At 49.4% G+C, this 26,830-nt stretch carries 21 protein-coding genes; all 21 read left to right on the top strand.

Annotation, left to right across the window (positions count from 1 at the left end; all coding sequences use genetic code 11):
- Nucleotides 1–25: 25 nt before the first annotated feature.
- The 21 genes from asnS (at nucleotide 26) to Psch_RS05825 (ending at nucleotide 26,679) form a co-directional block, all read left to right on the top strand.
- On the top strand, nucleotides 26–1,417 hold the full coding sequence (gene asnS, locus Psch_RS05930; RefSeq protein ID WP_190239483.1) for an asparagine--tRNA ligase: 1,392 nt from the start codon (nucleotides 26–28) through the stop codon (nucleotides 1,415–1,417).
- A 226-nt stretch (nucleotides 1,418–1,643) separates the two neighbouring features.
- Nucleotides 1,644–3,068 (top strand): hypothetical protein, encoded by a 1,425-nt coding sequence (locus tag Psch_RS05925; protein WP_190239482.1) that lies wholly within the window; start codon nucleotides 1,644–1,646, stop codon nucleotides 3,066–3,068.
- Nucleotides 3,069–3,748: 680 nt separating this feature from the next.
- Nucleotides 3,749–4,066 carry a hypothetical protein gene (locus tag Psch_RS05915; RefSeq protein WP_134219210.1) on the top strand — a complete coding sequence of 106 codons (318 nt, stop codon included), beginning with the start codon at nucleotides 3,749–3,751 and terminating at the stop codon, nucleotides 4,064–4,066.
- A gap of 93 nt (nucleotides 4,067–4,159) precedes the next feature.
- Nucleotides 4,160–4,534: a DUF4912 domain-containing protein gene (locus tag Psch_RS05910; protein WP_134219211.1), complete on the top strand. Its 375-nt coding sequence runs from the start codon at nucleotides 4,160–4,162 to the stop codon at nucleotides 4,532–4,534.
- Nucleotides 4,535–4,790: 256 nt separating this feature from the next.
- Complete coding sequence (locus Psch_RS05905; RefSeq protein WP_134219212.1) at nucleotides 4,791–6,977, top strand: GAF domain-containing sensor histidine kinase; 2,187 nt, start codon at nucleotides 4,791–4,793, stop codon at nucleotides 6,975–6,977.
- Nucleotides 6,978–7,043: 66 nt separating this feature from the next.
- Nucleotides 7,044–8,498 (top strand): sigma-54-dependent transcriptional regulator, encoded by a 1,455-nt coding sequence (locus tag Psch_RS05900; RefSeq protein ID WP_134219213.1) that lies wholly within the window; start codon nucleotides 7,044–7,046, stop codon nucleotides 8,496–8,498.
- A gap of 176 nt (nucleotides 8,499–8,674) precedes the next feature.
- Nucleotides 8,675–11,143, top strand: coding sequence for a glycyl radical protein (locus tag Psch_RS05895; RefSeq protein WP_190239481.1), 2,469 nt, complete (start codon nucleotides 8,675–8,677; stop codon nucleotides 11,141–11,143).
- Between the two features lie 42 nt (nucleotides 11,144–11,185).
- The gene (locus Psch_RS05890) at nucleotides 11,186–12,238 is read left to right on the top strand and encodes a DUF6282 family protein (protein WP_190239480.1); all 1,053 of its coding nucleotides are present in this window, start codon (nucleotides 11,186–11,188) and stop codon (nucleotides 12,236–12,238) included.
- Nucleotides 12,239–12,293: 55 nt separating this feature from the next.
- Nucleotides 12,294–12,833 (top strand): 4Fe-4S dicluster domain-containing protein, encoded by a 540-nt coding sequence (locus tag Psch_RS05885; protein WP_134219939.1) that lies wholly within the window; start codon nucleotides 12,294–12,296, stop codon nucleotides 12,831–12,833.
- A 62-nt stretch (nucleotides 12,834–12,895) separates the two neighbouring features.
- Nucleotides 12,896–14,890, top strand: a complete 1,995-nt coding sequence (locus Psch_RS05880) for an aldehyde ferredoxin oxidoreductase family protein (RefSeq protein WP_134219919.1) — start codon at nucleotides 12,896–12,898, stop codon at nucleotides 14,888–14,890.
- A 135-nt stretch (nucleotides 14,891–15,025) separates the two neighbouring features.
- A complete protein-coding gene (locus Psch_RS05875) occupies nucleotides 15,026–16,288 on the top strand; it encodes an NAD(P)/FAD-dependent oxidoreductase (RefSeq protein ID WP_190239479.1) in 1,263 nt (420 codons plus the stop codon).
- Between the two features lie 19 nt (nucleotides 16,289–16,307).
- The gene (locus Psch_RS05870; protein ID WP_134219921.1) at nucleotides 16,308–16,937 is read left to right on the top strand and encodes an acetate uptake transporter family protein; all 630 of its coding nucleotides are present in this window, start codon (nucleotides 16,308–16,310) and stop codon (nucleotides 16,935–16,937) included.
- 45 nt (nucleotides 16,938–16,982) lie between these two features.
- Nucleotides 16,983–17,891: a glycyl-radical enzyme activating protein gene (locus tag Psch_RS05865; protein WP_134219922.1), complete on the top strand. Its 909-nt coding sequence runs from the start codon at nucleotides 16,983–16,985 to the stop codon at nucleotides 17,889–17,891.
- 103 nt (nucleotides 17,892–17,994) lie between these two features.
- Nucleotides 17,995–18,231: a MoaD/ThiS family protein gene (locus Psch_RS05860; RefSeq protein ID WP_134219923.1), complete on the top strand. Its 237-nt coding sequence runs from the start codon at nucleotides 17,995–17,997 to the stop codon at nucleotides 18,229–18,231.
- 70 nt (nucleotides 18,232–18,301) lie between these two features.
- Nucleotides 18,302–19,573: a hypothetical protein gene (locus tag Psch_RS05855; RefSeq protein ID WP_190239478.1), complete on the top strand. Its 1,272-nt coding sequence runs from the start codon at nucleotides 18,302–18,304 to the stop codon at nucleotides 19,571–19,573.
- A gap of 377 nt (nucleotides 19,574–19,950) precedes the next feature.
- Entirely contained in the window at nucleotides 19,951–21,975 is a 2,025-nt protein-coding gene (tkt, locus tag Psch_RS05850; protein WP_190239477.1) for a transketolase, read from the top strand.
- Nucleotides 21,965–22,144 carry a class I SAM-dependent methyltransferase gene (locus tag Psch_RS05845; RefSeq protein WP_190239476.1) on the top strand — a complete coding sequence of 60 codons (180 nt, stop codon included), beginning with the start codon at nucleotides 21,965–21,967 and terminating at the stop codon, nucleotides 22,142–22,144. The genes tkt and Psch_RS05845 overlap by 11 nt, the downstream gene beginning before the upstream one ends.
- Before the next feature lie 206 nt (nucleotides 22,145–22,350).
- Nucleotides 22,351–24,240 carry a molecular chaperone DnaK gene (dnaK, locus tag Psch_RS05840; RefSeq protein WP_190239475.1) on the top strand — a complete coding sequence of 630 codons (1,890 nt, stop codon included), beginning with the start codon at nucleotides 22,351–22,353 and terminating at the stop codon, nucleotides 24,238–24,240.
- 158 nt (nucleotides 24,241–24,398) lie between these two features.
- Nucleotides 24,399–25,382, top strand: a complete 984-nt coding sequence (locus tag Psch_RS05835; protein ID WP_190239474.1) for a DnaJ C-terminal domain-containing protein — start codon at nucleotides 24,399–24,401, stop codon at nucleotides 25,380–25,382.
- 5 nt (nucleotides 25,383–25,387) lie between these two features.
- On the top strand, nucleotides 25,388–25,681 hold the full coding sequence (locus Psch_RS05830; RefSeq protein WP_190239473.1) for a chaperone modulator CbpM: 294 nt from the start codon (nucleotides 25,388–25,390) through the stop codon (nucleotides 25,679–25,681).
- Between the two features lie 119 nt (nucleotides 25,682–25,800).
- The gene (locus Psch_RS05825) at nucleotides 25,801–26,679 is read left to right on the top strand and encodes an S-layer homology domain-containing protein (protein WP_190239472.1); all 879 of its coding nucleotides are present in this window, start codon (nucleotides 25,801–25,803) and stop codon (nucleotides 26,677–26,679) included.
- The last annotated feature ends 151 nt before the right edge of the window (nucleotides 26,680–26,830 follow it).

Genomic DNA, 26,830 nt, shown 5'->3' with positions numbered 1-26,830 from the left:
GTGATTACCGGGAGGGGGACACAAAATGGCGACAACTACGGTAAGAGAGCTTTATGCGCATAAGGAAAACTACCTGAATAAAGAAGTGCAAATCAACGGCTGGGTCAGGACGCTCAGGTCTTCCAAGACCTTCGGCTTTATTGAGCTAAACGACGGGACATTTTTCCCAAACCTCCAGGTGGTGTATGATGAAGGCCTGTCCAACTACAAAGAAATAGCAAAGCTTGGCGCCGGGTCATCGATCAGTGTGTCGGGGCAAATTGTGGAATCACCGGGCGCAAAACAACCTTTTGAATTAAAAGCGGCCGTTATTGAAATTGAGGGACTTGCCGCTTCCGACTATCCCTTGCAGAAAAAAAGGCACACTTTTGAATACCTGCGTACCATTGCGCATTTGAGGCCCCGCACCAACACCTTTTCCGCCGTGTTCCGGGTGAGGTCGGTTGCCGCATACGCCATTCACAAGTTCTTTCAGGAAAGAGACTTTATCTATGTGCAGACCCCCATTATCACCGGCAGCGACGCGGAAGGCGCCGGGGAAATGTTTCGGGTAACCACTTTGGACTTTGACAAAACCCCGCGCAATGAGAAAAAAGAAGTGGACTTTACGAAAGACTTCTTCGGCAAGGAAACCAACCTGACGGTCAGCGGCCAGCTGGAAGGGGAATCCTACTGTATGGCCTTCAATAAGATTTATACCTTTGGACCCACCTTCCGGGCCGAAAACTCCAACACCCCGCGCCACGCGGCCGAGTTCTGGATGATCGAGCCGGAGATAGCCTTTGCAGATCTAAGCGACAATATGAAACTGGCCGAAGATATGCTCAAATTTACGATAAATTACGTGCTGGAACACTGCCCCGAAGAAATGAAGTTCTTCAATAGTTTTGTTGACAAAGCACTGCTCGAGCGTTTGGGCAGCATCGTTAACGCCGAATTCGGCCACATCACTTACAGTAAAGCTATTGAGATCCTGAAAAATTCCGGTGAGCGTTTTGAGTACCCGGCCGAATGGGGACTGGACCTGCAGACCGAACACGAGCGCTATATAACTGAAAAGCACTTCGGCAGGCCTGTTTTCGTAACCGATTACCCCAAAGAGATCAAGGCCTTTTATATGAGGATGAATGATGACGACAGGACTGTGGCGGCGATGGACCTGTTGGTCCCCGGCGTGGGTGAGATCATCGGCGGCAGCCAGCGTGAAGAAAGGCTCGACCATTTGGAAAAAAGGATAGACGAGCTGGGTTTGAACAAGGAAGACTACTGGTGGTACCTGGATCTCAGGAAATACGGCGGCGCTCGTCATGCCGGCTTTGGCCTGGGCTTTGAGAGGTTGATTATGTACCTGACCGGTATGACCAACATCCGCGACGTCATTTCCTTCCCCAGGACTCCCAAGAATGCCGAGTTTTAATGACAAAGCAAGGTGCAATAGATAAGTTCAAAATTGAAAAGATATGGGATATAATCCTTGCAGTGGGAGAGATGTGTTTTATACCGGTTGGGGGGAGGGGCGAGTGAGAAAAGGTCTTGGTATTCTTGCCATAATTTGATATTATAGAGTATAGCTTGTCAGGTAATGTCAAGTATGGCTGAACATGCAGAGGGTACCGTAGGTTCCGGGAGGCGCAACAGATATATTGCCGAGATTTAGAATGCAACCTGCATTGAAACAAAGGATATTCTTAGCTCCCACCATAATATTTTGGCTGTTGCTGATTACTTTTGCGGCGCTTCGTTTTCCCCAGCCGGCTATCCCCAGTTCATTGGACAAGGCTTGGAGTTACGGTTTCCAGGAGGGGCGGGAGGTGCCGCCCCAATTGCTGACAGGCGCCGTATCCCTGAGCGCCGGGCAAAGTCTCCAGCTGGACGATACATATAACCTGTTTTTCAGCAACACTCCGGAGTTCCCTTCAGAAGCGGGAATCCTGAGCCGGGCTGACGACGTTCTTTCGGCTTCCGGCGCAGTCAGGGTACTCTTCAGCCATATGAACCTTCTGATTAATTGGTCGGGCGGCGAACCTCAAAATGTGCCGGCTGCAGTTGGTTTTGCCGTAGAAAACCGGACCGGCCGGACGCTTGACGTCTATGCCGTGCGCGGGTCGATGGCCCGCAGCCGCGCAACCGATGGTTCCATGCTTTTTCTGGCGGATGCCGCTCCCGTGAAACCGGGTGACAGCGAGCCCCTTTACTATGGCTCGGCGGTTGGAAATTATGTTGTGCGTGAGTTTTATCTGTCTGAGGAACGCGGGCCGGTCAACCTGGGCCGGGTCCAGCCGGGAGAACGCCTGATCCTGAGTGAGGACGTCGGTCCAAGGGGATGGGCGGTAGGTATGTATGACCTGGCCCTGGTGGACACGGCTACCGGACAATACCTGGTCCGGGGCGACTGCGGCGAAGCAGAGAAGATCGGGCTGGAAACATTTATCGCCCCGCTTGAGGTCAACCTGGATTTCTTTCTTGGAGAGCAATTGCGCTCGGGCCGGGTATTATCACCAGGGCAAAACCAAGGCCTGCATATGAGGGGGCTATTTGTTCCCGGCAGTTATCCGAACAATCCCTTAGGGGAGGCTGCGTCCAAGCGCTTTACCATCAACTACTCGTCATTCGAGAACGGGGCGGCAAGTTTTGCCCTGGCTGCGGCGAATGCCAGTGAGCCTGATGTTTTTGCCAATGACTTGCTGCTCAACGGTTTTGACCCGTATACGCCGGGTGTCACAGGGATCAATAAGGGGAGCTATGGGGCGGAGTACGCGATCAAGCTTGAACTAACCGGACCGGTTGCCCTGGTCTTTCAGGGAGCGCTGCAGACAGGCTTCGTGGACACCTGCAATCAGATCAATACGGTCTGGCTCGATGGCGCGGTGAAGACCGTGTCCATAAGGGATCCCAATTACGATAAATATTACACGGAGTTTGAAGCGCTGCGGGAGCCGGGCTACGGGCAGGTTATCGGAATTTTCCCGGCAGCCGGCAAGCACGAACACCTGCTGCGCTTTATGCTTGCCCCCAACAGCTACGGCCCGGTCCGTTTCTATCTGTTTCCGCTGGGCCCAAACTCCTAAAAGACGCATAACGTATCCTTTATTCCTGAAGTTAGCAATATGTACCCTTGCGTTAGCATGATTTTTAAAAGAGCGTATAACTTTTTTCGGTATTTTTTCAGTGTATTGAAATGCCGCCGCGCTTGCCTGTGCAAACCAGCTTAAGTCACAGGAAAGGCGGCGGTTGATTACGTTTGAGCCGGCGGCTGTATATATATCGAAAAAGGGGCCGGGGCAAGGATTGCTACAGACCTGAAACCAGACTCGCGCTTAGAATTTTATCATAAATGAAATAAAGTAGCAGTTTCCGGGAGCCTGCAAGCTATATTTGTTAGGCTCCGATGATTTACTGGAGGGCGTCAAGTACCTCTTTGGGGGGATCTCAACGACCAGCCCCCTGTATAGGCGTTGATTACTCATCTTGTTGTAAGCAGTCAGTTTTAAATAGTAGGGTCCCACGCCGTAAGCTCTTTCGCTGATTTCCCACCAATTGTCACCATCCTGGACAGTGTACATGGTGGACTTCCCCGGCAATGGTGGAACTGCCGCCGCTGTATCCGCCCGGTCAGGGACAGCCTGCCTCGATATTTACACAAATGTATGCCGGCAGCTCCAGAAATGGAAGGAATTAACATTTTAATGGAGAAGTAATATATATCACTGCTTATAGAACGAGAGATAACAAAGGGGGTAAGCAAAAAATGGGAGATCTGGTTTGTATCAACAGGCCGGATGATTCAGACCGGGTCACAGAGGCAGAGATATCTGAAGTATCCAGAACCAATGCCGTCGTACCTACAATTGACATTTACAGCGCAAAGGTTCTCTTAACTCTCACCCAAAAGATGGTTGAGGAGGCCGTTGACCGGCGTGTGTCGCTTTTGGAAAAAAACATAGAGGAACGCGACCAGGAAATTATGAGGGCTATCCGTAAAATGCAGGCCAAAATGGTAATACGTCAGGGAAAGGTCCAATTGCCCTGGTGGCGCAGGTTATTCGGAGTAAAGCAAACCCGGTAGTACGGCTTTGTATTCTAGTATCCAGTCATTTTTTACGGGCAATGCAATATAAATATTTTATCCGGCTCTTAAGAATGATAAAAGGGTGATAATTTGATTCCTCCTGTTGGACTGCCTTCCGGATACTTTGAAAACAGATTGATTTTAATGGCGCAAAGCCCCCGGGTACTTTATACTTACTGGGAGCTTTCTCCAGGTCAAAAAGTCGCTCTGGCTGAGAAAAGCACCCTGAAGCTGAGACTCAATAAAGTGGGGAACGGTACCTGCCGTGTATGTGATATTGACCCAAATACCAACAATTATTACTTTGACGGGGTTGACCCGGGTACACTGTATAGCTGCGATCTGAGCGCGATTGATAGCAACGGTGATTTTTACCCGTTCATTTCCTCCAATACCGTTATGTCGCCGCGGGAAAAACCGGAAGGGGAGGCCGGTTTCAGTTCCGCAGACCTTATCAGTCCATAAATTTGGTTATCAAATGCCGTAAAGATTAATTACGGCATTATTTTTTTATTATGGCTATAATTAATACTTGGTGTTATTACCAATTATTTATATATTTAGCATTGCTATAATGCTTTTTTGTTTTGTTTAACAATTGTGAAAATAAAGGAGGAGGTACTGATTCTCTGTAGAAGATTTTATCGATTGCTATTTACAATATCAAATTAGTCCAATATTATTAATCTCCAAACTTCCAAGAAGTGTTAGAGGTGCTAAATTGGAAAAAGGCCATAGTAATTCTAAAAATATGTTGCTTAATTCTCAATTAAGAGAGCTAATAAAAAGAAATATGCAGCTTCAAATCATTAATCAGATTGCCAAAAGTATTACGCTTGAAATGACATTTGATGAAATGATTGAAGATGTGGCAGTAAAGCTGCAAAGGATCATATCTTTTGATCTTATGAATCTGTGTATGCTTGATCATGGAGAGCTATTGGTTAAAAGGGAACTACCCAAGGGCACGACTGTTTTAAAAGAAGGAACTGTCTTAGATCCGCAGATTTCCTGGGCATGGGAAGTGATAAGGAAGAGACATTTTTCCATAAGGACGGATATACAAAATGATGGTCAGGCTTACACCAGGGATCTTAAAACTATAGGTATGAAGTCGATGGTTATTGTTCCGGTAATAGCAAGGACCGGGATTATTGGCACCTTAAATTTGGGCAGTAAAAATGTAGGAGAGTATACCATAGATGACGCTAATTTTCTTCAGCAGGTCGCTGATCAGTTGGCGCTGCTTGCTGAAGATGCAAGGCTGTACCGGGAGGAGATTTCCCTTCGCAAGAAATGGGAAGACAGCTATAAGATAGCGACCGTCCTGATGCAAGAAATGGAAAAAAGGAACTTGCAGCTTGAAATTATTAATAAAATAGCAAAAAATATTACCGTTGAAACATCCTTGGAAGAAATTGCAGGCAGCCTGGTGGAATTAAACAAAGTTGTCGCCTGTGACATGTTAAATCTGTGTTTTTTAGAAAAAGAAAACTCGATAATTAATAACACGGTGATAGAAGGAGGTGAAACCCAGGATCAAAGCATATCCATGTGTTTTGTCTTTGATCGGGTTAATTCCGGGCCGGCTAGAGTGATGAGCGAAAAAAGAATAATTGTTCGTCCCAATATCTTCGAGGATCCTTACACCTTTCCTGAAGATATTGTGCTGGCTCACCTCAATATTAAATCTCAGATTATCATGCCTTTGTTTGTTAAAGGCGAATCCATTGGGGCTTTAATTTTGGGAAGCCATGAACCTTTTTCGTATAAAGAAGAGGAGATCGTCTTCTTGCGCCAGGTTGCTGACCAGTTGTCCTTATGTATTGAAAACGTGAGGCTTTACTCTGAAGAAAGTATGAGTAAACGGGCCTGGGAAGAAACCTTTAAGGCTGTAACGGACATGCTGATCGTGATCAACCGGAGATGTCAGATTGTACGCTTTAATAAGGCTGTTTTGGAATTGGGAAGGGCAAGAAATATAATTCCCCAGGTAGGACAGTTATGGTATGAGTATTTTGACCCTGAACAATATGATCATGTGCAAAGCCTGTTGAAAGAGGCTTTTGAAAAAGGACAGCCGGTCAACAAGCGTATTCACCTTCCTAACGGTGTTATATGGGATCTGTCATCATACCCGATATATAATAAAGATAGCATTGTAAACGAAGTTGTTGTTTCAATAAGGGAGGTTACGGAGCGGGTAAACATGGAGGCGCAGTTAATTCAATCGGCAAAGCTCGCTGCTATCGGGGAAATTGCTTCAGGCATTGCCCATGAATTAAACAGTCCTCTCACTGCCATTATTGGCAACACCCTTCTTTTGGAGCGGGATGCTATAATCCACCCGCCTGAGAAGGGAAAACTTCTGGATAATATAAAAAAATGCGGTGAACGCTGCAAGAATATCATCCTTAAACTCCGCGCCTTTGTACGTCAGGAAAAATATTCGTTTGAGCCAATCAATATGAATGATATTGTGGAAGGCGCCCTGGCGCTGGTTGCCTATGAAATTGAAAAGAATAATATCAGGATTATAAAAAATTTTGCGCGGGGACTTCCTGAAGTTACAGGGAGCAGGCAGCATTTGGAACAGGTTTTGGTTAACCTGCTGATCAATGCCCGGGACTCGCTTCAAGATAGAGGTATCCGTAATATTTATCTGACCACCGGAATTGAAGATCGGTTTGTTTATATCGAAGTACGTGATACGGGTTGTGGTATTGAATCAGAACATTTAAAAAAGATATTCAGCCCATTTTATACCACCAAAGTGATGGGGACGGGACTAGGCCTTTCAATCAGTCAAAATATCGCTGAAGCCCATGGCGGGAAGATAGCCGTAGAAACTGAGATTGGTCATGGAAGCAAGTTTTCCTTGATGATACCTGTTGAAGAAGAGCCTTAAAAAGCATTAATTTTCTCTTTTAGGTAGTTAGCTTGTTAAAAAATCAGATAACAAGGAGAGATAATTATGACTTTCCGCATTCTGGTTGTTGATGATGAAATTGAAATAGGAGAATTTTTTACGTTTCTCTTAGAACCGTACCACTACAAGGTAACGGTAGCCGTAAACGGGGCGCAGGCCAGAGAAGCTTTTAAGGAATCTTACCACCTGGCTATTATTGACCTCAAACTTCCTGATACTGACGGGATTACCTTGCTGCGGGAATTAAAATCACTCCAGCCGGATTGTGAATCGATCATAATGACAGGTTACTCTACTGTAAAGTCAGCTGTTGAGGCTATCCAGCTTGGAGCATTTGATTATATCGAAAAGCCTTTCAGCGATCTTTCCGAATTGGAATCAGTTATCAGCCAGGCTCTAAACCGGTCGACTGTGAAAAATGAGACATTTGAACAAGGAAACCAGGTACTTGCTTCCGTCGGTCTGGTAACCGGACCAAGTGAAGAAATGCGGCGGTTGCTCCTGGTTGCGGAAAAACTGGCCAAAAAGGACGTTACTATTCTAATTCGCGGCGAAACAGGAACCGGGAAGGATGTCCTTGCTCATTTTATTCACGCCATAAGCTCTCGCGCGGACAAGCCGTTTCTGGCTGTAAACTGCGGAGCTTTACCGGAAAATTTACTGGAAAGTGAACTTTTTGGCTATGAAAAAGGAGCTTTTACAGGGGCTTCAAATCAGAAAAAAGGAATTTTTGAGCTGGCCCATCGCGGAACGCTCTTTCTGGATGAGATTGGCGACGCCAGTAATTCGATTCAGGTAAAACTTTTGCGTGTTTTGGAAACGGGCGAATTATTAAGGCTTGGCGGCCAAAAACCAATTCATGTTGATGTCCGTATTCTTGCCGCGACGAATGCCAATCTGGAAGAATTAATGAGATTGAAACGTTTCAGGGAGGACCTGTTCTATCGGCTCGAAGTGGTTACTTTAACCTTGCCTCCACTTAGGGACAGGAAGGAAGACATTTTATTCTTGACCGAACATTTTATGGTGCGCCATTTCCCTCCCGGTAGAGTGCCTTCCTTAAGTACGGAGGCGTTGAATATTCTCAAAAGCTACAATTGGCCGGGTAATATCAGGGAATTGGCAAATATGATCGCGAAAATCGCGGCAGTGTGCGACAGTACTGTCATCCTTCCTGAGCATTTACCGCTTAATATTTCAAAAAAAGGACTTATAAGCGGAACAGAGCGGCAGCCTCAGATTGAACCACAAGTCAAACCTGTTGAAAACTTGTTCGCCGAAATGGAGGGAAAACTTACAAATTTTATTGAAGCTATGAATTTTGATTCCGGGTTTGATCTACCCTGGTTTTTGGAAAATTTCAAGCAGATGGAGATAACAGCCACCCAATTAATCATTGAGAGGTCTCTCAAGGAGGCCAAAGGGCATTACCCAACGGCTGCTGAAATTCTTAAAACCACACCACGAGCTCTAAGATATCTGAAAAAAGAAAAGCATTGAAAAATTCCCGCTAGATTGTTATTTCGTAACGAGATTACGTTAAGACTTACCGCTTTTACGGTAAGTCTTATTTTTTCCCCCGATAAAAAACCCGCTAAAAGCTTAATTTGCCGGGGATATCAATCTGGTATGCATCTTGCTCTAATTAAGATATAAGAAAGGAGGTAGGCAAATTAATGGCTGTGGCTAAGCAAATTGTGGATAGAGAAATCAAAGGGAGCCCTTCCACTGAAAGAGTCAACAGGCGTTACCGGGAACTTCTGGACAATGAGCCTTTTATCGATTCAGAAAGAGCCGTACTGTACACGGATTATATCAAAGGACACTGGACCGAGCCCATGTATCTAAGGGCAGGGGGAGCGTTGAAGCACGTGCTTTCCAATCTGACACCCAAGATCTGGGATGATGAGTTGCTGGTGGGAAGCATGTCGCGCTATTTCAGGGGGGTCCAGGTATACCCTGAATATGAAGCCTGGATGCTGGAGGGCTTTAAAAACGTCAAAAGGGAAGAAGAAAGGTACATCAAGGGTACGCTCCAGGAACGCAAGGGAGACAGGCTCGGGATTTACCGGATTTATCCGGAAGATAAAGAAAAGATCCTGGAAGTCGCCAGGTTCTGGGAAGGCAAAGACTGGCGGTCGCTATCAGAGAGATACCTGAAAGAAACGATGGATGATTTCGATCAGGTGGAGAACTGGCAAAAGCAATTAGTCTTTTTGCGCTTTATGTTTGACGTGCCGGAAGGCAGGCTCATCGTAGATTATCAAAAGGTTATAGATGAAGGCCTGGAGTCGATTATCGAGCGCCTCAAAGGAAAAATAAAGGCAATAGGAAGCTTAAACAGCAAGGAAGATTTTGACCGGTACAATTTCTACAAGGGGACCATTATGGCCCTGGAAGGCGTGATCAACTTCGCTGAGAACCACGCCGGGGAAGCGGAAAGATTAGCCGGGATTTGCCGGGAGCAAAAACGCAAAGAGGAACTCTTGGAAATTGCCCGTATCTGCAGAAAAGTCCCCGGAAAGCCGGCGGACACCTTCCACGAGGCGATGCAGTCCTTCTGGTTTGCCCATGTCTGTCTTTTCATCGAAATAAACGGCAGGGGTATTTCACCGGGGCGTTTTGACCAGTACATGTACAGGCCCTTTAGGAATGATTTTGCAAAAGGCAGCATTACTGAGGGAAAAGCTCTGGAACTATTGGAACTGATGCGGGTAAAATGCACTGAAATTACGCGGGCTCACGCAACCTTCACAGAATCCTACCTGGGCGGCAGTATCTACCAGAACGTTACTTTGGGTGGTGTGGACAGGTATGGCGTTCCCGCCGACAATAAGCTTTCCAAGTTGGTGCTGCAGGCGGGAGTAAATGTAAGGACCTGGCAGCCGACCATATCGGTAAGGTGGAGGGACGACTTAAGCGAAAGTTTCAAAATGAAAGTGGTCGACTGCATCAAGGCAGGTTCAGGCTATCCGGCCTTGTTCAACGACAAGCTGGCGACTGAAAGATTTATGAGCGTTACCGGCGCCAATTTGGAAGACGCCAGGGACTGGGCGCCCTGCGGCTGTGTGGATATGCAGATTTGCGGCAAGCGGATGCCGATGTATGCGGTAGCCAACACCAACAACCCGAAAATATTTGAGCTGGTCTTAAACGGCGGCGTCAACCCGGTTACCGGGGACAAGCTGGTTGACTTGAAAATTGATCTCAACAAGGCTTCCTATGAAAAAATAGTCGGGGAGTACAAGAGGGTTTGCGAGTTGATCGTCAGGCGGGAAGAGGAATACATGAACGCCATTATGCTTGTGCACAACGATATCGGGCTGGTGCATCCCTTTATGACCGCTCTTTTGGACGACTGCATTGAAAAGGGCCGGCATGCCTATGAGGGCGGCTGCCGTTATAACGACCCCGCTTATGTCATATCAACCGGTTTGGTTAATGTCGGCAACAGCCTGGCTGCGATTAAAAAATATGTGTTTGATGAGAAGTCTATGACAATGGACGAGATGAAGGAAGCCATTAAGAATAACTTTGAGGGTTATGAACTCCTCAGAAAGAAACTGCAGGAAGCTCCGAAATACGGCAACGATGATGACTATGTCGATCAAATCGTGGTTGAAATGTACGATATCTGGTCGGAAGTGTCTCAAAAAGTTATCAACTGGGTCGGCAAACCCTGGAGGCCGAGCACGTTATCGGTGACCACCCAGGTGCTGCACGGCAAGGCTTGCGGCGCCAGCCCCGACGGGAGGCTGGCGGGAGATTTCCTGGCTGACGGAGCCATCTCCGCTTTTCCCGGCACAGATGTGAACGGGCCGACCAGCCTGATCAAGTCCGCCACCAAAGTCCACGCGGATAAGCTGCAGTCGACGCTCTTCAATATGAAATTCAACCCGTCGGCCATAGAAGGGGATATCGGGGCGCAAAAATTTATTAAGCTTAACGACACTTACTTCAACTTGGGTGGTTATCAAGTCCAATACAACATTGTAGACCGGAATATGCTGATTGACGCTCAGAAACACCCGGAAAACTACTCGGATTTAATGGTCAGGGTAGCCGGTTTCACAGCCAGGTTCATTGATTTGGGGCCTGATGTGCAGAGGCAGGTTATTGAGCGGACCGAATACGAAGGACTGTAAATGTTATGTAACCATACAAACTAAATGAAGGGAGCCGTTGTTGTGAACAAAGCGCTGGACGATTGGACAAAAATGAAATACGGCAGGGCCATCACCGAGGAAGAACTGGCTAAAAGGACCAGTCCGGTGTGGCCGTACAAGTATTTCAACCCGGGAACACCTGTTGATCCTGCAAAAGTGGATGAAATCTTGAAAGGCTGTATCGATGTGCATATCCACGGTGCGCCGCTGGGGGCATGGCTGGCTGGCCGGCCGACGATGGTTGAAACGTGCATCGAAGCGAGTGAAGCCGGCATGAAAGCGCTGGTATTTAAAGACCACAACACGATGACCAACAACTGCGCAACCATTATTCAGGATTTTTTGGGGCGGATGCAAAAGGAAAGAGCGGCCAAAGGCGAGGTATTCACTCCAGTTGAGGTATACGGCGGCATTACCTTAAATAACACCGTCGGCGGCATGAACGCTAAAGCGGTAGAAGTAGCTCTAGGGTATGGAAGGTGCAAGGAAGTCTGGCTGCCCTCATTAGATGCCAGGCACCAGGTTAACGCGATGGGTTTGGAAGGCGGGATTCAAGTAGCGGACGGCGCCACCCTGACCCCTGAGATGATCAAAATTCTGGAACTGCTCGCCGATTACAATAAGAACTCCAAGGGTGACCGCTGCGCACTCTCGGGCTGTCATGTTTCCAACGAGGAAAAGGTCGCTATCCTGGACTACATCAACGCCAAAGGGATGGACGTGGATGTGCTGATGGACCACGTCACCCAGGAACTGACCATTGTGACCCCGCAGGAAGCCAGGGAAATGATCGACAAGGGCGGCTATCTTGAGTTTGCCGAGTGCTCGTGTGTACCCTGGCCCGGCATGCAGGACTGGATTATTGCCTTTGACTATTCCTTCAACCTGATTAAAGAGTTGATTAAAGAAAAAGGGCCGGACCATCTCGTCCTGATCACCGACGCCGGGCAACCGGGAAATAACCCTGTACCGGGTTGGAAGTCGTTTATCAAGACGCTTTTAGCCCAGGGGATAAGCGAAGCGGATATCAACGTCATGGCCAAGGAAGTACCGGCCAGGTTAATCGGTCTGTAAACGAATGGATTCGGTTGTCCGTAAAAATATCAATATATAAAAGGGGTGTAACTAAATGGTGGATTTGAAGGAAAAGGTGATCGTAATCGACCCTGAAATGTGCACAGGCTGCCATTCGTGCGAAATGGCGTGTTCAATGAAGAATTTTAGTAAGTCTCATCCGTATTATTCAAGGGTCCGTATCAATGAGTTCCGTGAAGTCAATACTTTTATTCCTGTAACCTGCCAGGCTTGCGAAGAAGCGCCCTGTATCAAGGTTTGTCCTATGGGCGCCCGCTACAGGACTGAGAACGGCGCTGTGGTTACCAATGAGGATGCGTGTATCGGCTGCAGGGCATGTTCTTACGCTTGTCCCACAGGCGCGCCCGTTATAAATCCTGACAATGGTAAGACGATGAGCTGCGACAAGTGCGCCGGAGAGGAAATGCCCTGGTGTGTTAAGGCCTGCACAATGCAGGGCGCGCTCCAGTATGTCCCCAAATATATGGTCGCCAAAACTTCGGGTAAGAAACATGCATGGGAAATGAAAGAAGAATACAAGCCTCAATTAGCCAAGAACGACGACGAACCCAAGTTCAATTTTAGTTTTTCTTAAAAATAATCACTCAAACAAAGAGTACTGGTTGTATTATAAACAAATATAAGGAGGAAACAGGTATGCATGGTTGGGCAGGTAATAGACTGAGAGTTGACCTTACTGAAGGGACATATAAAGTAGAAAAATTGACGCCGGAATATTTACGCAGGTGGATCGGCGGCAGGGGCTTAAACTCCGATATCGTTTACCACGAAACCTGGGAAGGTATGGATCCCCTTGACCCGGCAAACCCGTTATGCTTCGCGGCGGGTCCGCTGACCGGTACTTTTGCTCCGCTGGCCGGCAGGACAACCGTCAGCGCCCTTTCACCGATGACCTGTTCATATAGAGGAACTAATGTCCATGGTCATGGTGATACCAACATGGGGGGACAGTTCTCCACCTACCTGAAATATGCCGGCTATGACCAGATCGTGGTTAAGGGTAAAGCTGCAAAGCCGGTCTATATCTTCATCGATGACGATAAAGTTGAAATCAGGGACGCCAGCCACCTCTGGGGACAAAAAGTCAAAGCGGCGACGAAACATCTCATTGAGGAGTTGGGAGACCCCGACGTTAAAGTTGCCTGTATCGGCCCGGCTGGGGAAAACCTGGTCAGGTTCGCCTGTGTGGTCAATACCTTCAGTTCTTCCGGCGGACGTACCGGTATGGGTTGTGTAATGGGTTCAAAGAACTTGAAGGCCATCGCAATCAGGGGCACCAAGCCGCTGACTTATGGGAATCCTGATAAATTTGCCAAGGAAGCCTGGAAGCTGCGGGAAGTCGTCCATAATTCCCCGTCGGCCATCAGGCGGCGGGAAGAAGGTACCTTTGACCTTTTTGACGCCGGCAATATTATCGGTATCAACGCGCACAAAAACCACAGCACAGGTTACATGCCCGGCATAGAGGAAACATACGGCGGTATCCAGTGGGCCAGTAAATACCTCTTCAGGAGAAAAGGCTGCTGGTCGTGCCCGGTTAGCTGCGGCCGCTACACCTACATCAAGGAAGGAAAATATGCCGGTTTCCACTGTGGCGGGCCGGAAATGGAGAGCGCCTGCAACCTGGGGCCTAGAATTGATTCCACTGATGTTGATGAAGTCAATATAATGTGCGGCATGGTAAATGACCTGGGCTTGGACAGCATCTCAGCGGGAGCTGCGCTTTCCTGGTCAATGGAGGCTTTTGAGAAAGGCCTGCTTACTAAAGAAGATACCGGCGGCATTGAATTTAAATGGGCCGACATGGAGACCTCGAAAAAAGTGCTCGAAATGATAGCGTACAGGGAGGGTTTTGGAAACCTGCTGGCTGAAGGCAATATCCGCATAGCTGAAATTATCGGACGTGGAACTGATAAAATAGTACCTCACTGCCGCGGACTGGAGCACATCAGCGTCGACCCGAGGATTGCCATGGGCTTTAGCCTGGGCTATGCGATGTCCACCAGGGGTTCGGACCACCTGAAAAACTACTCCTGCCTGGAGTTCCAGGGCTGCGCCATGAGCCGTAAAGAGTTGGTTTTGGACGCTTTGGGACCTGAATTAAATGAGGAGTTCTGGAAGGACTTCCCAAAAGAGCTTTATACTCTGACCACTAAACCCAAGCTGGTTTACTGGTCTGAAAAGAACAAGTGCGTCGCCGACCTGGTCGGCTGCTGCTGTCAGGCCATCGGTTCCTGGGGCGGCGCCGGTGACTGGCGCGCTTATACCCCGCTGTTCCGCGAAGCGACCGGGTTTGATATGACTGATGAGGAGATCTTCCTGGCTGCGGAGCGTGTAATCAACATTGAAAGAGCCAACTGGAACCGCGCCGGAAGCGCCCGCCAGGACGATACTCATATCGACAGGTTCTTTGACGAGGGAGTCGTAGACGGCCCGTATAAAGGCATGAAAATTGACCGGGCAGAGTGGGCCTGGGCGCAATCAGAATACTACAAATATCATGGCTGGGATGAAGAAGGTTTTATTACCCCGGAAAAAGCGACCGAACTTGGTATTGAGGAAATCATCCCCGACATGGAAAGCGGCCGCAAGCTGTACAGGGAATACCTAAGCAGAATCAATAATCAATAATTAATTGATTATTGAGCCTTACTGTCGGCAGCCTGAGCTTTTTGATTGGTCACTGTGCAATTAAAGGTCTTTGCAGGGCGAAAGGAACAGGCTGCCGGTATGCAAGGCTACATTTCAGCCAAAGGAGGTGTAATATTGCATACAGTTATTATAGGAAACGGGATTGGCGGCAATGCTGCGGCTTTCGGCATTAGAAATTATGACCGGAATGCTAAAATAACAATCGTCACCCGGGAAAACTGTCCTGAATACGAACCCGGCGCACTTCCTTATTATGTCGGCGGTAAGATACCAAGGCAGAATGTGTTTTTAAATAATTTCGATGACTATAAAAGCAACAATATTGATCTTATCGTACAAGAGGCTAAGGAGATTGACTCTGAACAAAAAAAGGTATATTTAGACCGCGGCAGTGAACTGACGTACGACAACTTAGTAATTGCCGCCGGCGGCGATCTGGTAATGCCGCCTATCAAAGGCATTGAAAAAGAAGGAGTGTATGGCTGCAAGGTCCTTGCTGACGCTGACGCCCTTTACGCCCGTAACGGTAAAGCTGCCGTTGTCGTTGGCTCCGGTCTTATTGGTATTGAAGCAAGCGAGGCCTTGAAAGAAAAGGGTTTTGAAGTATATTTGCTTGAATTGGCCGGCTGGATCATGCCGCGGACATTTGATGAATATGCAGCCAAAAAGCTGGAAAAAGGCCTGACTGAAAACGGTATTCACGTGTTAACCAACGAAAGACTTCTCAGCATCAATGGTGACAGTAAGGTGGATAGCGTCACGACAGACAAAAGGGAAATTCAGTGTGATACTGTCGTGCTGGCCATAGGTGTGGCGCCATCAACAGGGCTGGCCAGGCAGGCAGGGACGGAAATCGGGCTGACACGGGGTATCAAGGTCAATGAGAGGATGATGACAACCGTCCGGGATATTTACGCCTGTGGTGATTGCGCTGAAACGACGGACGCCATTACGGGGGAAAGAGTCCTTATCCAACTAAGGCATAACGCCCTGGAGCAAGGTAAAGTTATCGCTAAAAACTGTGCCGGGATACCCAGTGTTTACCCGGGAGCCTGGAGTATTACGAGAGCGCATTATTTTAACACGGATTCTGTATCTATCGGAAAAACGTTAACCGGTATAGCGGATCAAACAGATGTTGAAGTGATAGAGAGAGAATTCGGCAATGATTACTGCAGGTTAATCCTTAATAAAGGCAAGTTAGCCGGCGCCCACGCTGTCGGCAGGTTCGCCAAAGACATGGGAATTTTATTCGGGTCTATGTGGAGAAAGGATGATTTAGCTGAGCTTAGGGCTCAGTGGCAAAAGGTAACGTTGATTAATTCCTGCTACCCCTGGCACTATCGCGTAATTGGCCGGTATATGAACCTAAAATAAAAACGAGGAGGCTAAAAAAATGAGTGACAATAGACCACCATTTGCAAACCCTACTCCCTCTGGCGAAGCAGTGTTAGCGTTTTACCTGGCATGTTTGTGGCCTGTCGCTACTGGTATGGCTCCCCATAGTGCCGGTATGATTTTGGTTGCTCTGGGTTTTTGTGGTGCGATTGTACAAACCGTCGCCGGGATCATGAACATGAGAAATGGCATTGTATTGACCGGCAACATCTTTTTAACCTTTAGCGCCTTTATGTGGTACGGCTGTCTGGAACACCTCCTCATAGCACTAAAAATTATACAAGGTTCGACCGCCGTGGTGGACGGTATTGTGTTTGGGGTTATGGCCCTGCTAATGTTAGGTTGGACTCCTTGTTTTATGTTGAAAAATACCGTCGGTTCCTTATTTATGCTTGTAACAGATGTATTCTTTGTCTTTGCCTCCCTATATTTCTTGACCGGTACAAAGCTTTTCTGGGCTATTGCCGGTTGGGACCTGCCCCTGGTGATCCTCGCTTGTGTATGGCAGGTAGTCGGTTCTGTTGTTAACGAAATTTTTGGACGCGAAGTGTATTGGATGGGTAAGCCCTGGATTACAAAAAAGCCTGTTCCGGCAAGTAGCCAGCAAGTAAGTCTGGCGGCCAAGTAAATAGCTGAATAAGCGGTAAGGGTTAATGAGAATAAGGGGTATAACATGATGACAAAAAACACCGGTATAATTGCTGACATCAAAAAGTTTGAAACACACGACGGTCCAGGTATCAGAACAACAGTTTTTATCAAGGGGTGTTTTTTGAGCTGCAGGTGGTGCGCCAACCCCGAAACTCAGGAACCCTTACCTCAGCTATATTTTATTCCTAAAAGATGTAAAGACTTTGGAGCTTGTGTTGATGCCTGTCCGGCAGGAGCCATCAGCACGAATACGGACCATAAAATTGACCGCCAAAAATGCACATATTGCATGAAATGTGTGGAAGCATGCCCTTATTCCGCCTTCAAGCAGGTGGGTAGGATAGTGACAGTTGATGAAGTCATCGAGGAGGTTGAAAAGGACAAACCTTTCTATGGTTCGGATGGCGGTTTAACCATAAGCGGAGGTGAACCTTTATACCAACCTGTTTTTACCAAAGAGTTACTAAAAATAAGCAAAGAAAAAGGGATTTCCACAGTCCTTGATACAACAGGCTATGCAAAATGGGAAGTTCTTGAGGATGTCCTTGAGTATACGGATATGGTCCTTTTGGATATAAAGCACATGGATCCGGTAAAACACAGGGAATGGACCGGGGTATCAAATAAAAAAATTCTGGAGAACGCCAAATTAATAGCGGATAAATGTAAAACAAGAATATCGGTACCATTGGTACCCGGCTTTAACAACTCCCGTGACAACTTAATAGCAACAGCGGAGTTTTTAACGACAATTAACGCTGAATGGGTGGATATAGTTCCCTTGCATTCACTAGGCTCAAGTAAATATGAATTCCTTGGCATAACATCACCTTATACCGAAATTGGGGCAATAAGTAAGGAGGAAGTGATCAAGGCAAGGGATATATTTGCCCGGTACGGGTTTAAAACAACAATCGGGCGAATGATGTAGGAAAATTATTTTGGAAACGGCCGTGGCCTGCCCAAGGTATTAGAGAATATCCTGTAAGCTCCTGGGGTTGATCAAGCCTAAATTGAAGGGAGGGGCGAAAATATTGCTAGTTGAAATGAAGGTTTATGGTGAGATATCCTTTTTTATACCAGGCGCAAGGCATGGCCAGACTTTTAAAGTAGAGGTACCCCAGGGTGCAACTATCGGAATGGTCCTGGACAAATTGGGTGTTCCGAGGAATGTCTTTGGTTTGTTCCTGAACGGGCGGCATGTCACTGTTGACAAAGTCTTAAACGAAGGGGACAAGGTTTACCTTTTGGAAGCGCTCAATGGGGGTTAACCGCATAAGGCCGTATTGTAATTCAAATTGTTGATTAGTTAAATAAAAAAATGATAGGAGAATGTATAACATGGCAAATTTACGTACAAATTTTTTAGGTGTGGAAATAAAAAATCCGGTGGGGGTCACTTCATGTGACTTTGGCGGCAGCGCCTATTTAGCCAAACGGGTCATTGACCAGGGTATCGGCTGGCTGGTAGGAAAGACAGTGCATAAAATTGACGGACCGCACCGCTGGCCCAGGCCGTATTTTTATTCACTAAAACATTTTGGACCGGAATTAAGGGACAGCTGGGTCTGTAGCCAGATGTTCCACAATATGCCTTATGAAAAGTACATGGAAACAGAAGGCCCCGCGACCTTAAAGGTGTGCAATGATAACGACGTCCTTTTTATCGCCAGCGTATCCGGGATCGGGCTTGATTTAGAATCCTGGACCTCCCTGTGTAAAGACCAGGAGGCCATGGGCGCTAAAGTAATCGAACTGGACACCGGCGGCCCCCATGCTACCTTCGGAGCGGTGGAAGCACATAAAGATGTAGGCGCCCCCCTGGCCCTCGATCCCGACACTGCCTATACCGTTACCAAAGCCTGTGTGGACGCCGTGAAGGTCCCGATTGTTTTCAAAATGACCCCGCAGTGCGTTAATACGGCAGCACTAGCACTGGCTGTGGAGAGAGCCGGAGCAGCCGGTATTTCCGCAAACAACGCCTTCTACGGAACCTGGATCGACCATGAAACAGGCACGTTCTACGGTGGCCCTTATTCCAGCGGCGGCCTGATGGGCCGGGCCTGGCAGCTGTTCTCCCTGGCCAAGGTTCTTGAGATTACCGCTACTACCAAAATTCCCGTGATCGGGATCGGTGGTATCTTCACGTATGATGACTGCGTCCGCTACATGATGGGCGGCTGCAGCGTCGCCGGACTGTGCTCGGCGGTTTATTCCCGCGGCGTGGGCGTGCTGAAGGATTGTATTGAAGGCATGAGCGCATTTATGGACCGCAAAGGCTATAAATCGGTGGAAGAATTCACCAGGCTCTGCGTTGATGACTTCTCTTACATCAGGGATTGGCCGAAAGAAGAAGCCCCGATGCAATATCCATCACCCGTTGTTCCTAAGTTTGACTTAGATAAGTGCAAACGCTGCGGCACCTGTGAAAAACTATGCGCTTACGGTGCTGTGCATGTTGATAAAGAAAATGGTCCTGTATATAACGAACATTGCATGGGTTGTGCCTGGTGCCAGGGTCATTGCCCCCAAAATGCTGTCACAATGGTATTGAAGGATACCGGCGACTTGGTTTGGAACGGCAGAGGCTTACCGGAGCAATGGTGTAAATAGACTAAGAACATGAGGTTAATACCGGTGGATTGTGCACCGGTATTAACCTTAATGATTGTTATTGGAAAGAATTTGGAATGGCAACGGCAAGGACTTCGATATAAAGCCATTGCCATTGTTTTTTAGCTTGTCTAAAATTTCTCAAAGCACTGTTAATCAATCAGTGCTTGAGAAATTTTTTACTGCTATGAAAATAGTGTCCAACATAAGAAGCGAAACCCCAAAAAATGTGGGTGCGAATTGATAACATAAAATATTTTGGTTTTATTGGACAATTTTCTTGGAATTATTTCTATCCAAGCAGGAACTATATCTTTAAGGTTGAAAAGAACTTAACGCAAAATAAATTTTTTGTAGAAAAAGAGCGAGGATGTTTCATGAATAATACGAACCAACTGGACCAACTCTGTATCAACACGATCCGTATACTGGCAGCGGAAGCTGTCGAAAAGGCGAAATCAGGACACCCCGGCATGCCCATGGGCGCCGCCCCTATGGCCTATGTGTTGTGGACCAAGTTTTTGCGTCACAACCCGGCCAATCCTTCCTGGCCGGACCGGGACCGCTTTGTTCTGTCGGCCGGGCACGGGTCGGCGCTGCTTTACAGCCTGCTGCATTTAACAGGTTATGATCTTACTTTGGAAGAATTGATGGATTTTCGCCAGTGGGGCAGCAGGACACCGGGCCACCCCGAGTATGGACATACCCCCGGAGTTGAGGTGACTACCGGGCCTTTAGGCCAGGGCCTGTCCAACGCGGTCGGTATGGCCATAGCCGAGCGCTTTCTGGCTGCCCACTTCAACCGGACTGGTTTTGATATTGTTGACCACTACACTTATGTGATTGCCGGTGACGGTGACCTGATGGAGGGGGTCACCCACGAGTCGGCCTCGCTGGCCGGTCACCTCAAGCTGGGACGCCTGATCTGCCTGTATGACGACAACCATATTTCCATCGAAGGGGATACCGAACTGGCCTTTACCGAGGACCGGTCCGGCCGCTTTGAAGCTTACGGCTGGCAGGTTTTGCGGGTAGAGGACGGGAACGATACCGCCGCCCTGGAGACCGCCCTTGAAACGGCGTTGGCAGAGAAGGAGAAACCCTCGCTGATCATGGTGCGTACCCATATAGGTTTCGGCAGCCCCAACAAGCAGGGTAAATCCGCCGCGCACGGTGAGCCGCTGGGTTCCGATGAATTAAGGTTGACCAAAGAAAACTTAAGCTGGCCTTCGGCTCCCGCATTTCATGTCCCGGACCAGGTCCTGGGCCATTTCCGCCAGGCATTGGAGCAAGGCAGGTCCCGCGAGGCCAAATGGCTGGACCTGTTTGACTCCTACAGCAGGGCTTTCCCAGAACTGGCGAAGGAATGGCGGCAGTGGCTGAGCGGTCGCATGCCGGATGGGTGGGACAGCGCTATCCCCGTTTTCCAGCCCGGCGAAAAAGGAATAGCTACCCGGGCGGCATCGGGCGCCTTTCTCAATGCGGTTTGGGGCAGCCTGCCCAACCTGCTGGGCGGGTCGGCCGACCTGGCGCCCTCTAATAAAACGTACATCAAAGGCGCCGGTGACTTTGCCGCCGGTTACTACCAGGGACGGAACCTTCATTTTGGTGTCCGCGAGCATGGCATGGGTTCGATCCTCAACGGGATGGCGCTGCACGGCGGTTTAATCCCCTACGGGGCTACTTTTCTGGTTTTCTCCGACTACATGCGCCCGCCTATCCGCCTGTCGGGCATGATGGGGTTGAAGGTCATTTATGTCTTTACCCACGACAGCATCGGGGTCGGCGAAGACGGCCCCACCCACCAGCCCGTAGAACACCTGGCCTCGCTCAGGGTAATCCCTGGCCTGACTGTCATTCGTCCGGCTGACGCCAACGAAACAAGCGAAGCCTGGCGCGTGGCTTTGACGATAAACGGGCCGGTGGTCCTGGTTTTATCACGCCAGAACCTGCCGGTGCTGGACCGGCAGAAGTTTGCCGCGGCAGACGGGCTATACCGCGGCGCCTATACTCTCAATCAGATAGGCAGCGGCAGTCCGGACACCATTATCATGGCCAGCGGTTCTGAAGTCCACCTGGCCCTGCAGGCTGCGGAAAGACTACAGGAAAGCGGTGTTGCAGCCCGCGTGGTCAGTATGCCGAGCTGGGAGTTGTTTGAGAGACAGCCGGAGGACTACCGCCGGGAGGTCTTGCCGCCACAAATAAAAGCACGGGTGGCAGTGGAGGCCGGCAGCAGCCAGGGTTGGCAGCGTTATACCGGAGATAGCGGCGAGATTATCAGTATCGACCATTTTGGAGCATCATCCCCTGCCGGCACACTTTTTGATAAATTTGGGTTCACCGTGGAAAATATCGTTGAGAAGACTTTAAAGGCGGTACAGGCGTGTAAAAATGCTGTTTGAACTGATGGCGCCTTTTTATGACAAGTTCATGCAAAAGGTGGCCCTCGACCACTCCGGCTATATACCGGAGTGGTTGGACCCGCTGAAGGGCAGTAAGGTCCTTGACCTGGGCGGCGGTACCGGAATAAACGCTGTTGGGCTGGCCGCTGCCGGCTGCAAACAAAACTGATAGCCTTTGTGGAAAGGCTGTTCGCTGAACCCGCAACTTTTACCAGCCCGGATGTCATACAAAATAATAGCGAAATTTTTTTTTGCATGGTGATTGACTTTGACTATTCTTGACGTATAATATTACCAGGAGCAGGTTCTAATCTCAAAAATATTTTTTAGGAATTCTGCGGTAATATTTATAACGCCTTGAGGAGGTATAATGGAATGAGTAAAACAGTAGGCATCGACCTCGGCACTACCAACTCGGTCATAGCGGTGATGGAAGGCGGTAAGCCCACTGTTATTGTTAACACCGAGGGCGCACGCACCACGCCTTCCGTGGTTGCTTTCAAAGAGGACGGAGAAAGGCTGGCCGGCCAGGTGGCCAGACGACAGTCAGTTTTGAATCCGGAAAACACGTTGTATTCGATCAAAAGATTTATCGGCCGCCGTTACACTGAGGTGGCTGACGAGCGCAAACTGGTACCGTACAAAGTAGCCGCCGGACCTAATGATGCAGTCCGCTTTGATGTTAGAGGCAAACTGATGGCGCCGGAGGAAATATCGGCGCTTGTCTTACGCAAGCTGGTGGATGACGCTTCCAAGTACCTTGGCGAAAAGGTAACAGACGCGGTGATCACCGTACCGGCCTATTTTAATGACGCCCAGCGCAACGCCACCAAGGACGCAGGTAAAATCGCCGGCCTGAACGTGCTGCGCATCATCAATGAACCAACGGCGGCAGCCCTGGCTTATGGCCTTGATAAAAAGGCCAACGAAACGATCCTGGTGTTCGACTTGGGCGGGGGGACCTTCGACGTCTCGATCCTGGAAGTCGGCGATGGGGTCTTTGAAGTCAAATCCACCAATGGAGACACCCACCTGGGTGGTGATAATTTTGACAAGGCGGTTGTGGACTGGATCGCCGGTGAGTTTATGAAGGATAACGGGATTGACCTGCGCCGGGATAAGCAGGCCCTGCAGAGGCTGACCGAAGCTGCAGAAAAAGCCAAGATGGAGCTTTCCACAACCATGGAAACCCAGATTAACCTGCCGTTTATCACAGCCAACGCCAACGGTCCGAAACACCTGGAGATGAAGTTGACCCGGGCCAAGTTTGATGACCTCACGCGGCGCCTGGTTGAGCGCTGCCGTGGGCCGGTGTTGGCCGCCCTCTCTGATGCCAAACTGACCGAAAAGGATATTGATGAGGTAATCCTGGTGGGTGGCTCCACCCGCATTCCGGCGGTGCAGAAAATGGTGCGCAGCCTGACGGGAGGCAAGGATCCGCACCAGGGAGTCAACCCTGACGAGGTGGTCGCGATTGGGGCCGCAATCCAGGGAGGTGTCCTGGCCGGCGAAGTCAAAGACGTCCTGCTGCTTGATGTTACTCCCCTTTCCCTGGGTTTGGAGACCCTGGGTGGGGTAATGTCCAAGCTTATTGAGCGCAACACCACCATCCCGGTGCGGCGCAGCCAGGTATTCTCGACCGCTGAGGACAACCAGCCTGCCGTCGACATCAACGTGCTGCAGGGAGAGCGGGAAATGGCCCGTGACAACCGCTCCCTGGGACAGTTTAAGCTGGATGGCATTCCCATGGCTCCCCGGGGTGTACCGCAAATCGAGGTAACCTTCGATATTGACGCCAACGGTATTTTGAAAGTAAGCGCCAGGGATAAGGGCACGGGCAAGGAGCAAACTATCACCATCAGTGGTTCCACCAGCCTGGACAAGGGAGAAATCGACCGCATGGTGCGCGAGGCCGAAATGCATGCCGCCGAGGACAAACAGCGCAAGCAGGAAATCGAGGCCCGCAACGAGGCCGACTCTCTGGCCTACCAGGTGGAACGGCAGCTTAAAGACCTGGGTGAAAAGGTCCCCGTACATGAAAAAGCGCGCATTGAACAGCTCCTGGCAGATTTAAAAGCTGCGATCAAGGAAAACGCGTCCATCGAACAGGTCCGCGCACTCAAGGACGAACTGCAGCAGGCGTCCTACACGGTCTCTCAGTCCGCCTACCGGGAAGGCGCCGGGACAACCGGAACTGAGCCGGCAGGCAACCCCGGCAATCGTGCCGCTGACGATGCCATCGACGCCGAGTTTGAGGAGAAATAAACAAACTGAATTTACCTTCACCAAGAGCGGAAAACAGCCTCAAAAATGTGGGTGAAGCTGAAAACACAACGCCCTGCGATTTACGCCCTACGATAGACCGGCAGCCGGTCCGGCTGCCGGTCTACCAGTCAGGGTTGCGAAAGGACGGTGAAAGTTGAGTGAGCGTTTCTTTCCAGGACTATTATGAAATATTAGGCGTCAGCCGCACTGCCACGGAGAAGGAGATTAAGTCCGCCTACCGCAAGCTTGCCCGTAAATGGCACCCCGACCTGCATACCGGCAGGGACAAGGAAACGGCCGAGGAAAAAATTAAAAAGATTAACGAAGCCTATGAGGTCCTGAGCGATAAAGAAAAACGGGAAAAATACGACCGCCTGGGGGCTAATTGGCGGGCAGGCGATGATTTTCAGCCCCCGCCGGATACGGAGGGCTTTCATTTTTACACCGGGGGAGATGCTGGAGCGAGCGGTTTCAGCGACTTTTTCGAGGCAATCTTCGGCGGCGGTTTTGGGCGCGGCGCCAGAACCGCCAGGCGCGGTCCGGTACAAGGACAGGATGCGGAAAGCGAGGTTGAACTCACCCTTGAGGAAGCCTACCGGGGCGGACAAAAATCACTGCAGCTGTCCACGCGGGAAATATGTCAAGCCTGCGGCGGCCAGGGGCATGACGGGCAGTCTTTCTGCCCTCGTTGTGGCGGGACGGGGGTGACCTCAAGTACTAAAACACTGGCTGTGAAAATCCCGCCGGGAGTTGCCGACGGCAGCCGGATTCGATTAAAAGGCCAGGGTGGGGAAGGTCTCAACGGGGGAACCAGGGGAGATCTTTACTTGAAGGTGCGCATCCTCCCACACCCACTCTACAAAGTCCGGGGAAGCGATCTGGAGACCGAGGTTACGCTGCGGCCCGAACAGGCGGCGCTGGGAGACCAGGTCTCGGTCCCGACCCTGGACGGAGCAGTGTTGATGAAAGTGCCTGCAGGCTCCCGCGCCGGCAGGCGGCTGCGGCTGCGGGGTAAAGGTTTACCGCATAAAGGCGGGCGGGGCGACGAGTATGTAATTATAAAAATAGATATCCCTGAGCGACTGACGGCGGAAGAAGAAAAGCTGTACCGGCAACTGGCCGCGTTGAGGAAAGGGGTGTGAACACTGTGAAGAAATATTATCTCCAGGTTTACCATCACTCTCTTTCCACAGGCCCGGAGGGGGAATGGGTCGATATAAGCAGCCTGGAAATCCACCCGGAGATAGCAGAAAGGCTGGCTGAACTGGGTATCGTGGAAATAAGGGAGAACCATATCCAGTCCTGCCAGGCCACTCGCGTGCGGAAGCTGATGCGGCTGCGCTGCAGCCTTGGTGTAAATGTACACGCTGCGGCCATCATCATGGATCTGCTGGAACGGATTGAAAAGCTGCAGGATGAAATAGAGCGCCTTAACGGATAGACAGGCGAAAGACAGGGGACGTTCCTCTGTCTTATTTCTTTTTACCAGCTGATATACCCCCCTAAAGGATTGGAGCATTCGTATATATTTGGTAAAACCACAAAGGAGGAGACAACCAAGTGAGGAAAGTACTGTCTGTAGTTGTTGCGCTGTCAATGATGTTGATGCTATCGGCCGGAGCCGCCATGGCGAAAAACCAGGACGGGGAGAAGGACAACGCCGGTAACACAAAGGCTGCTGTTCAGAGTGATAGCACGCAGGGTGATAGCACGGTACAGGCCGACAGCGAAAGTAACGGTAAAAGTAACGGTGAAAGCAAGGTAACAGGCCAGGAGCACAAGTCCTATCAGGGACAGCAGTTGAAGGAGTTCAAGCAAAAGCTGGACGCCTACCAGGCCCAGGGGGAAGTGGAAGAGGACATTCCTGATATCAATGGGCACTGGGCCGCGGAAAGTATCAAGAAAATGAAAGCTATCGGGGTATTTGAGGGCTATGAAGACGGGACGTTCCGGCCCGAGGATTCAATTACCCAGGCTGAAATAACGGTCCTGGTGATGAGAATGGCTAACAAAAATACCTGGCAGGAAGATAACCAGTTAACCATTGAGGACCTCAATCTGGAAGATGTCCCCGATTGGGCCCGGGAATCAGTGCGGGAAGCAGTGTACAAAGGAGTTGTTAATATTAACCGGTTCCAATCCCAGGTGCAGGCCGACCGGGCTCTGGTAGCTGTTGAGCTTGCCAAAGCGCTGGAACTGACCCCTGTCGATACGGAGGACATACCTTTTGCTGACGGCAGCCTGATTTCGCCGGAGGACCTGGGTTATATCATGGCTCTTTATCAAGAAGGGATCATTGTCGGCTCACCGGAAGGGAAGTTTAACCCCAACAGCGCCATTACCAGGGCTGAAATGGCGGTAATTGCGGAAAGGGTTATTAACCAGACGGAAGTTATCCAGGATACGGAGCAAGAAACAGAGTCTGATACGGAACAATAGCAAATAATACAGACGTAAACGGAGATAAGCCCTTTATCACCGGAGCAAACCGGAGCCGGCTGCGCTAAACGCCGGCTCTTTTTATTGTCAGGTATACCCTTCTATGAAAAAGGCATTACATGAAAGAGCATTTCGTCATTCATTGAACTAT

This window comes from Pelotomaculum schinkii (assembly GCF_004369205.1).
GTDB classification, from domain to species: Bacteria; Bacillota; Desulfotomaculia; order Desulfotomaculales; family Pelotomaculaceae; genus Pelotomaculum_C; species Pelotomaculum_C schinkii.
The sequence above is the reverse complement of the archived record's forward strand: the minus strand, read 5'-3'. Positions and strand labels throughout refer to the sequence as shown.

What these genes read in the sequence shown, in the direction of transcription:
- dnaK (WP_190239475.1), top strand. Translation starts at nt 22,351, where the DNA reads ATGAGTAAAACAGTAGGCATCGACCTCGGCACTACCAACTCGGTCATA.
- Psch_RS05885 (WP_134219939.1), top strand. Translation starts at nt 12,294, where the DNA reads ATGGTGGATTTGAAGGAAAAGGTGATCGTAATCGACCCTGAAATGTGC.
- Psch_RS05845 (WP_190239476.1), top strand. Translation starts at nt 21,965, where the DNA reads ATGCTGTTTGAACTGATGGCGCCTTTTTATGACAAGTTCATGCAAAAG.
- asnS (WP_190239483.1), top strand. Translation starts at nt 26, where the DNA reads ATGGCGACAACTACGGTAAGAGAGCTTTATGCGCATAAGGAAAACTAC.
- Psch_RS05900 (WP_134219213.1), top strand. Translation starts at nt 7,044, where the DNA reads ATGACTTTCCGCATTCTGGTTGTTGATGATGAAATTGAAATAGGAGAA.
- Psch_RS05895 (WP_190239481.1), top strand. Translation starts at nt 8,675, where the DNA reads ATGGCTGTGGCTAAGCAAATTGTGGATAGAGAAATCAAAGGGAGCCCT.
- Psch_RS05915 (WP_134219210.1), top strand. Translation starts at nt 3,749, where the DNA reads ATGGGAGATCTGGTTTGTATCAACAGGCCGGATGATTCAGACCGGGTC.
- Psch_RS05865 (WP_134219922.1), top strand. Translation starts at nt 16,983, where the DNA reads ATGATGACAAAAAACACCGGTATAATTGCTGACATCAAAAAGTTTGAA.
- Psch_RS05880 (WP_134219919.1), top strand. Translation starts at nt 12,896, where the DNA reads ATGCATGGTTGGGCAGGTAATAGACTGAGAGTTGACCTTACTGAAGGG.
- Psch_RS05855 (WP_190239478.1), top strand. Translation starts at nt 18,302, where the DNA reads ATGGCAAATTTACGTACAAATTTTTTAGGTGTGGAAATAAAAAATCCG.
- tkt (WP_190239477.1), top strand. Translation starts at nt 19,951, where the DNA reads ATGAATAATACGAACCAACTGGACCAACTCTGTATCAACACGATCCGT.
- Psch_RS05870 (WP_134219921.1), top strand. Translation starts at nt 16,308, where the DNA reads ATGAGTGACAATAGACCACCATTTGCAAACCCTACTCCCTCTGGCGAA.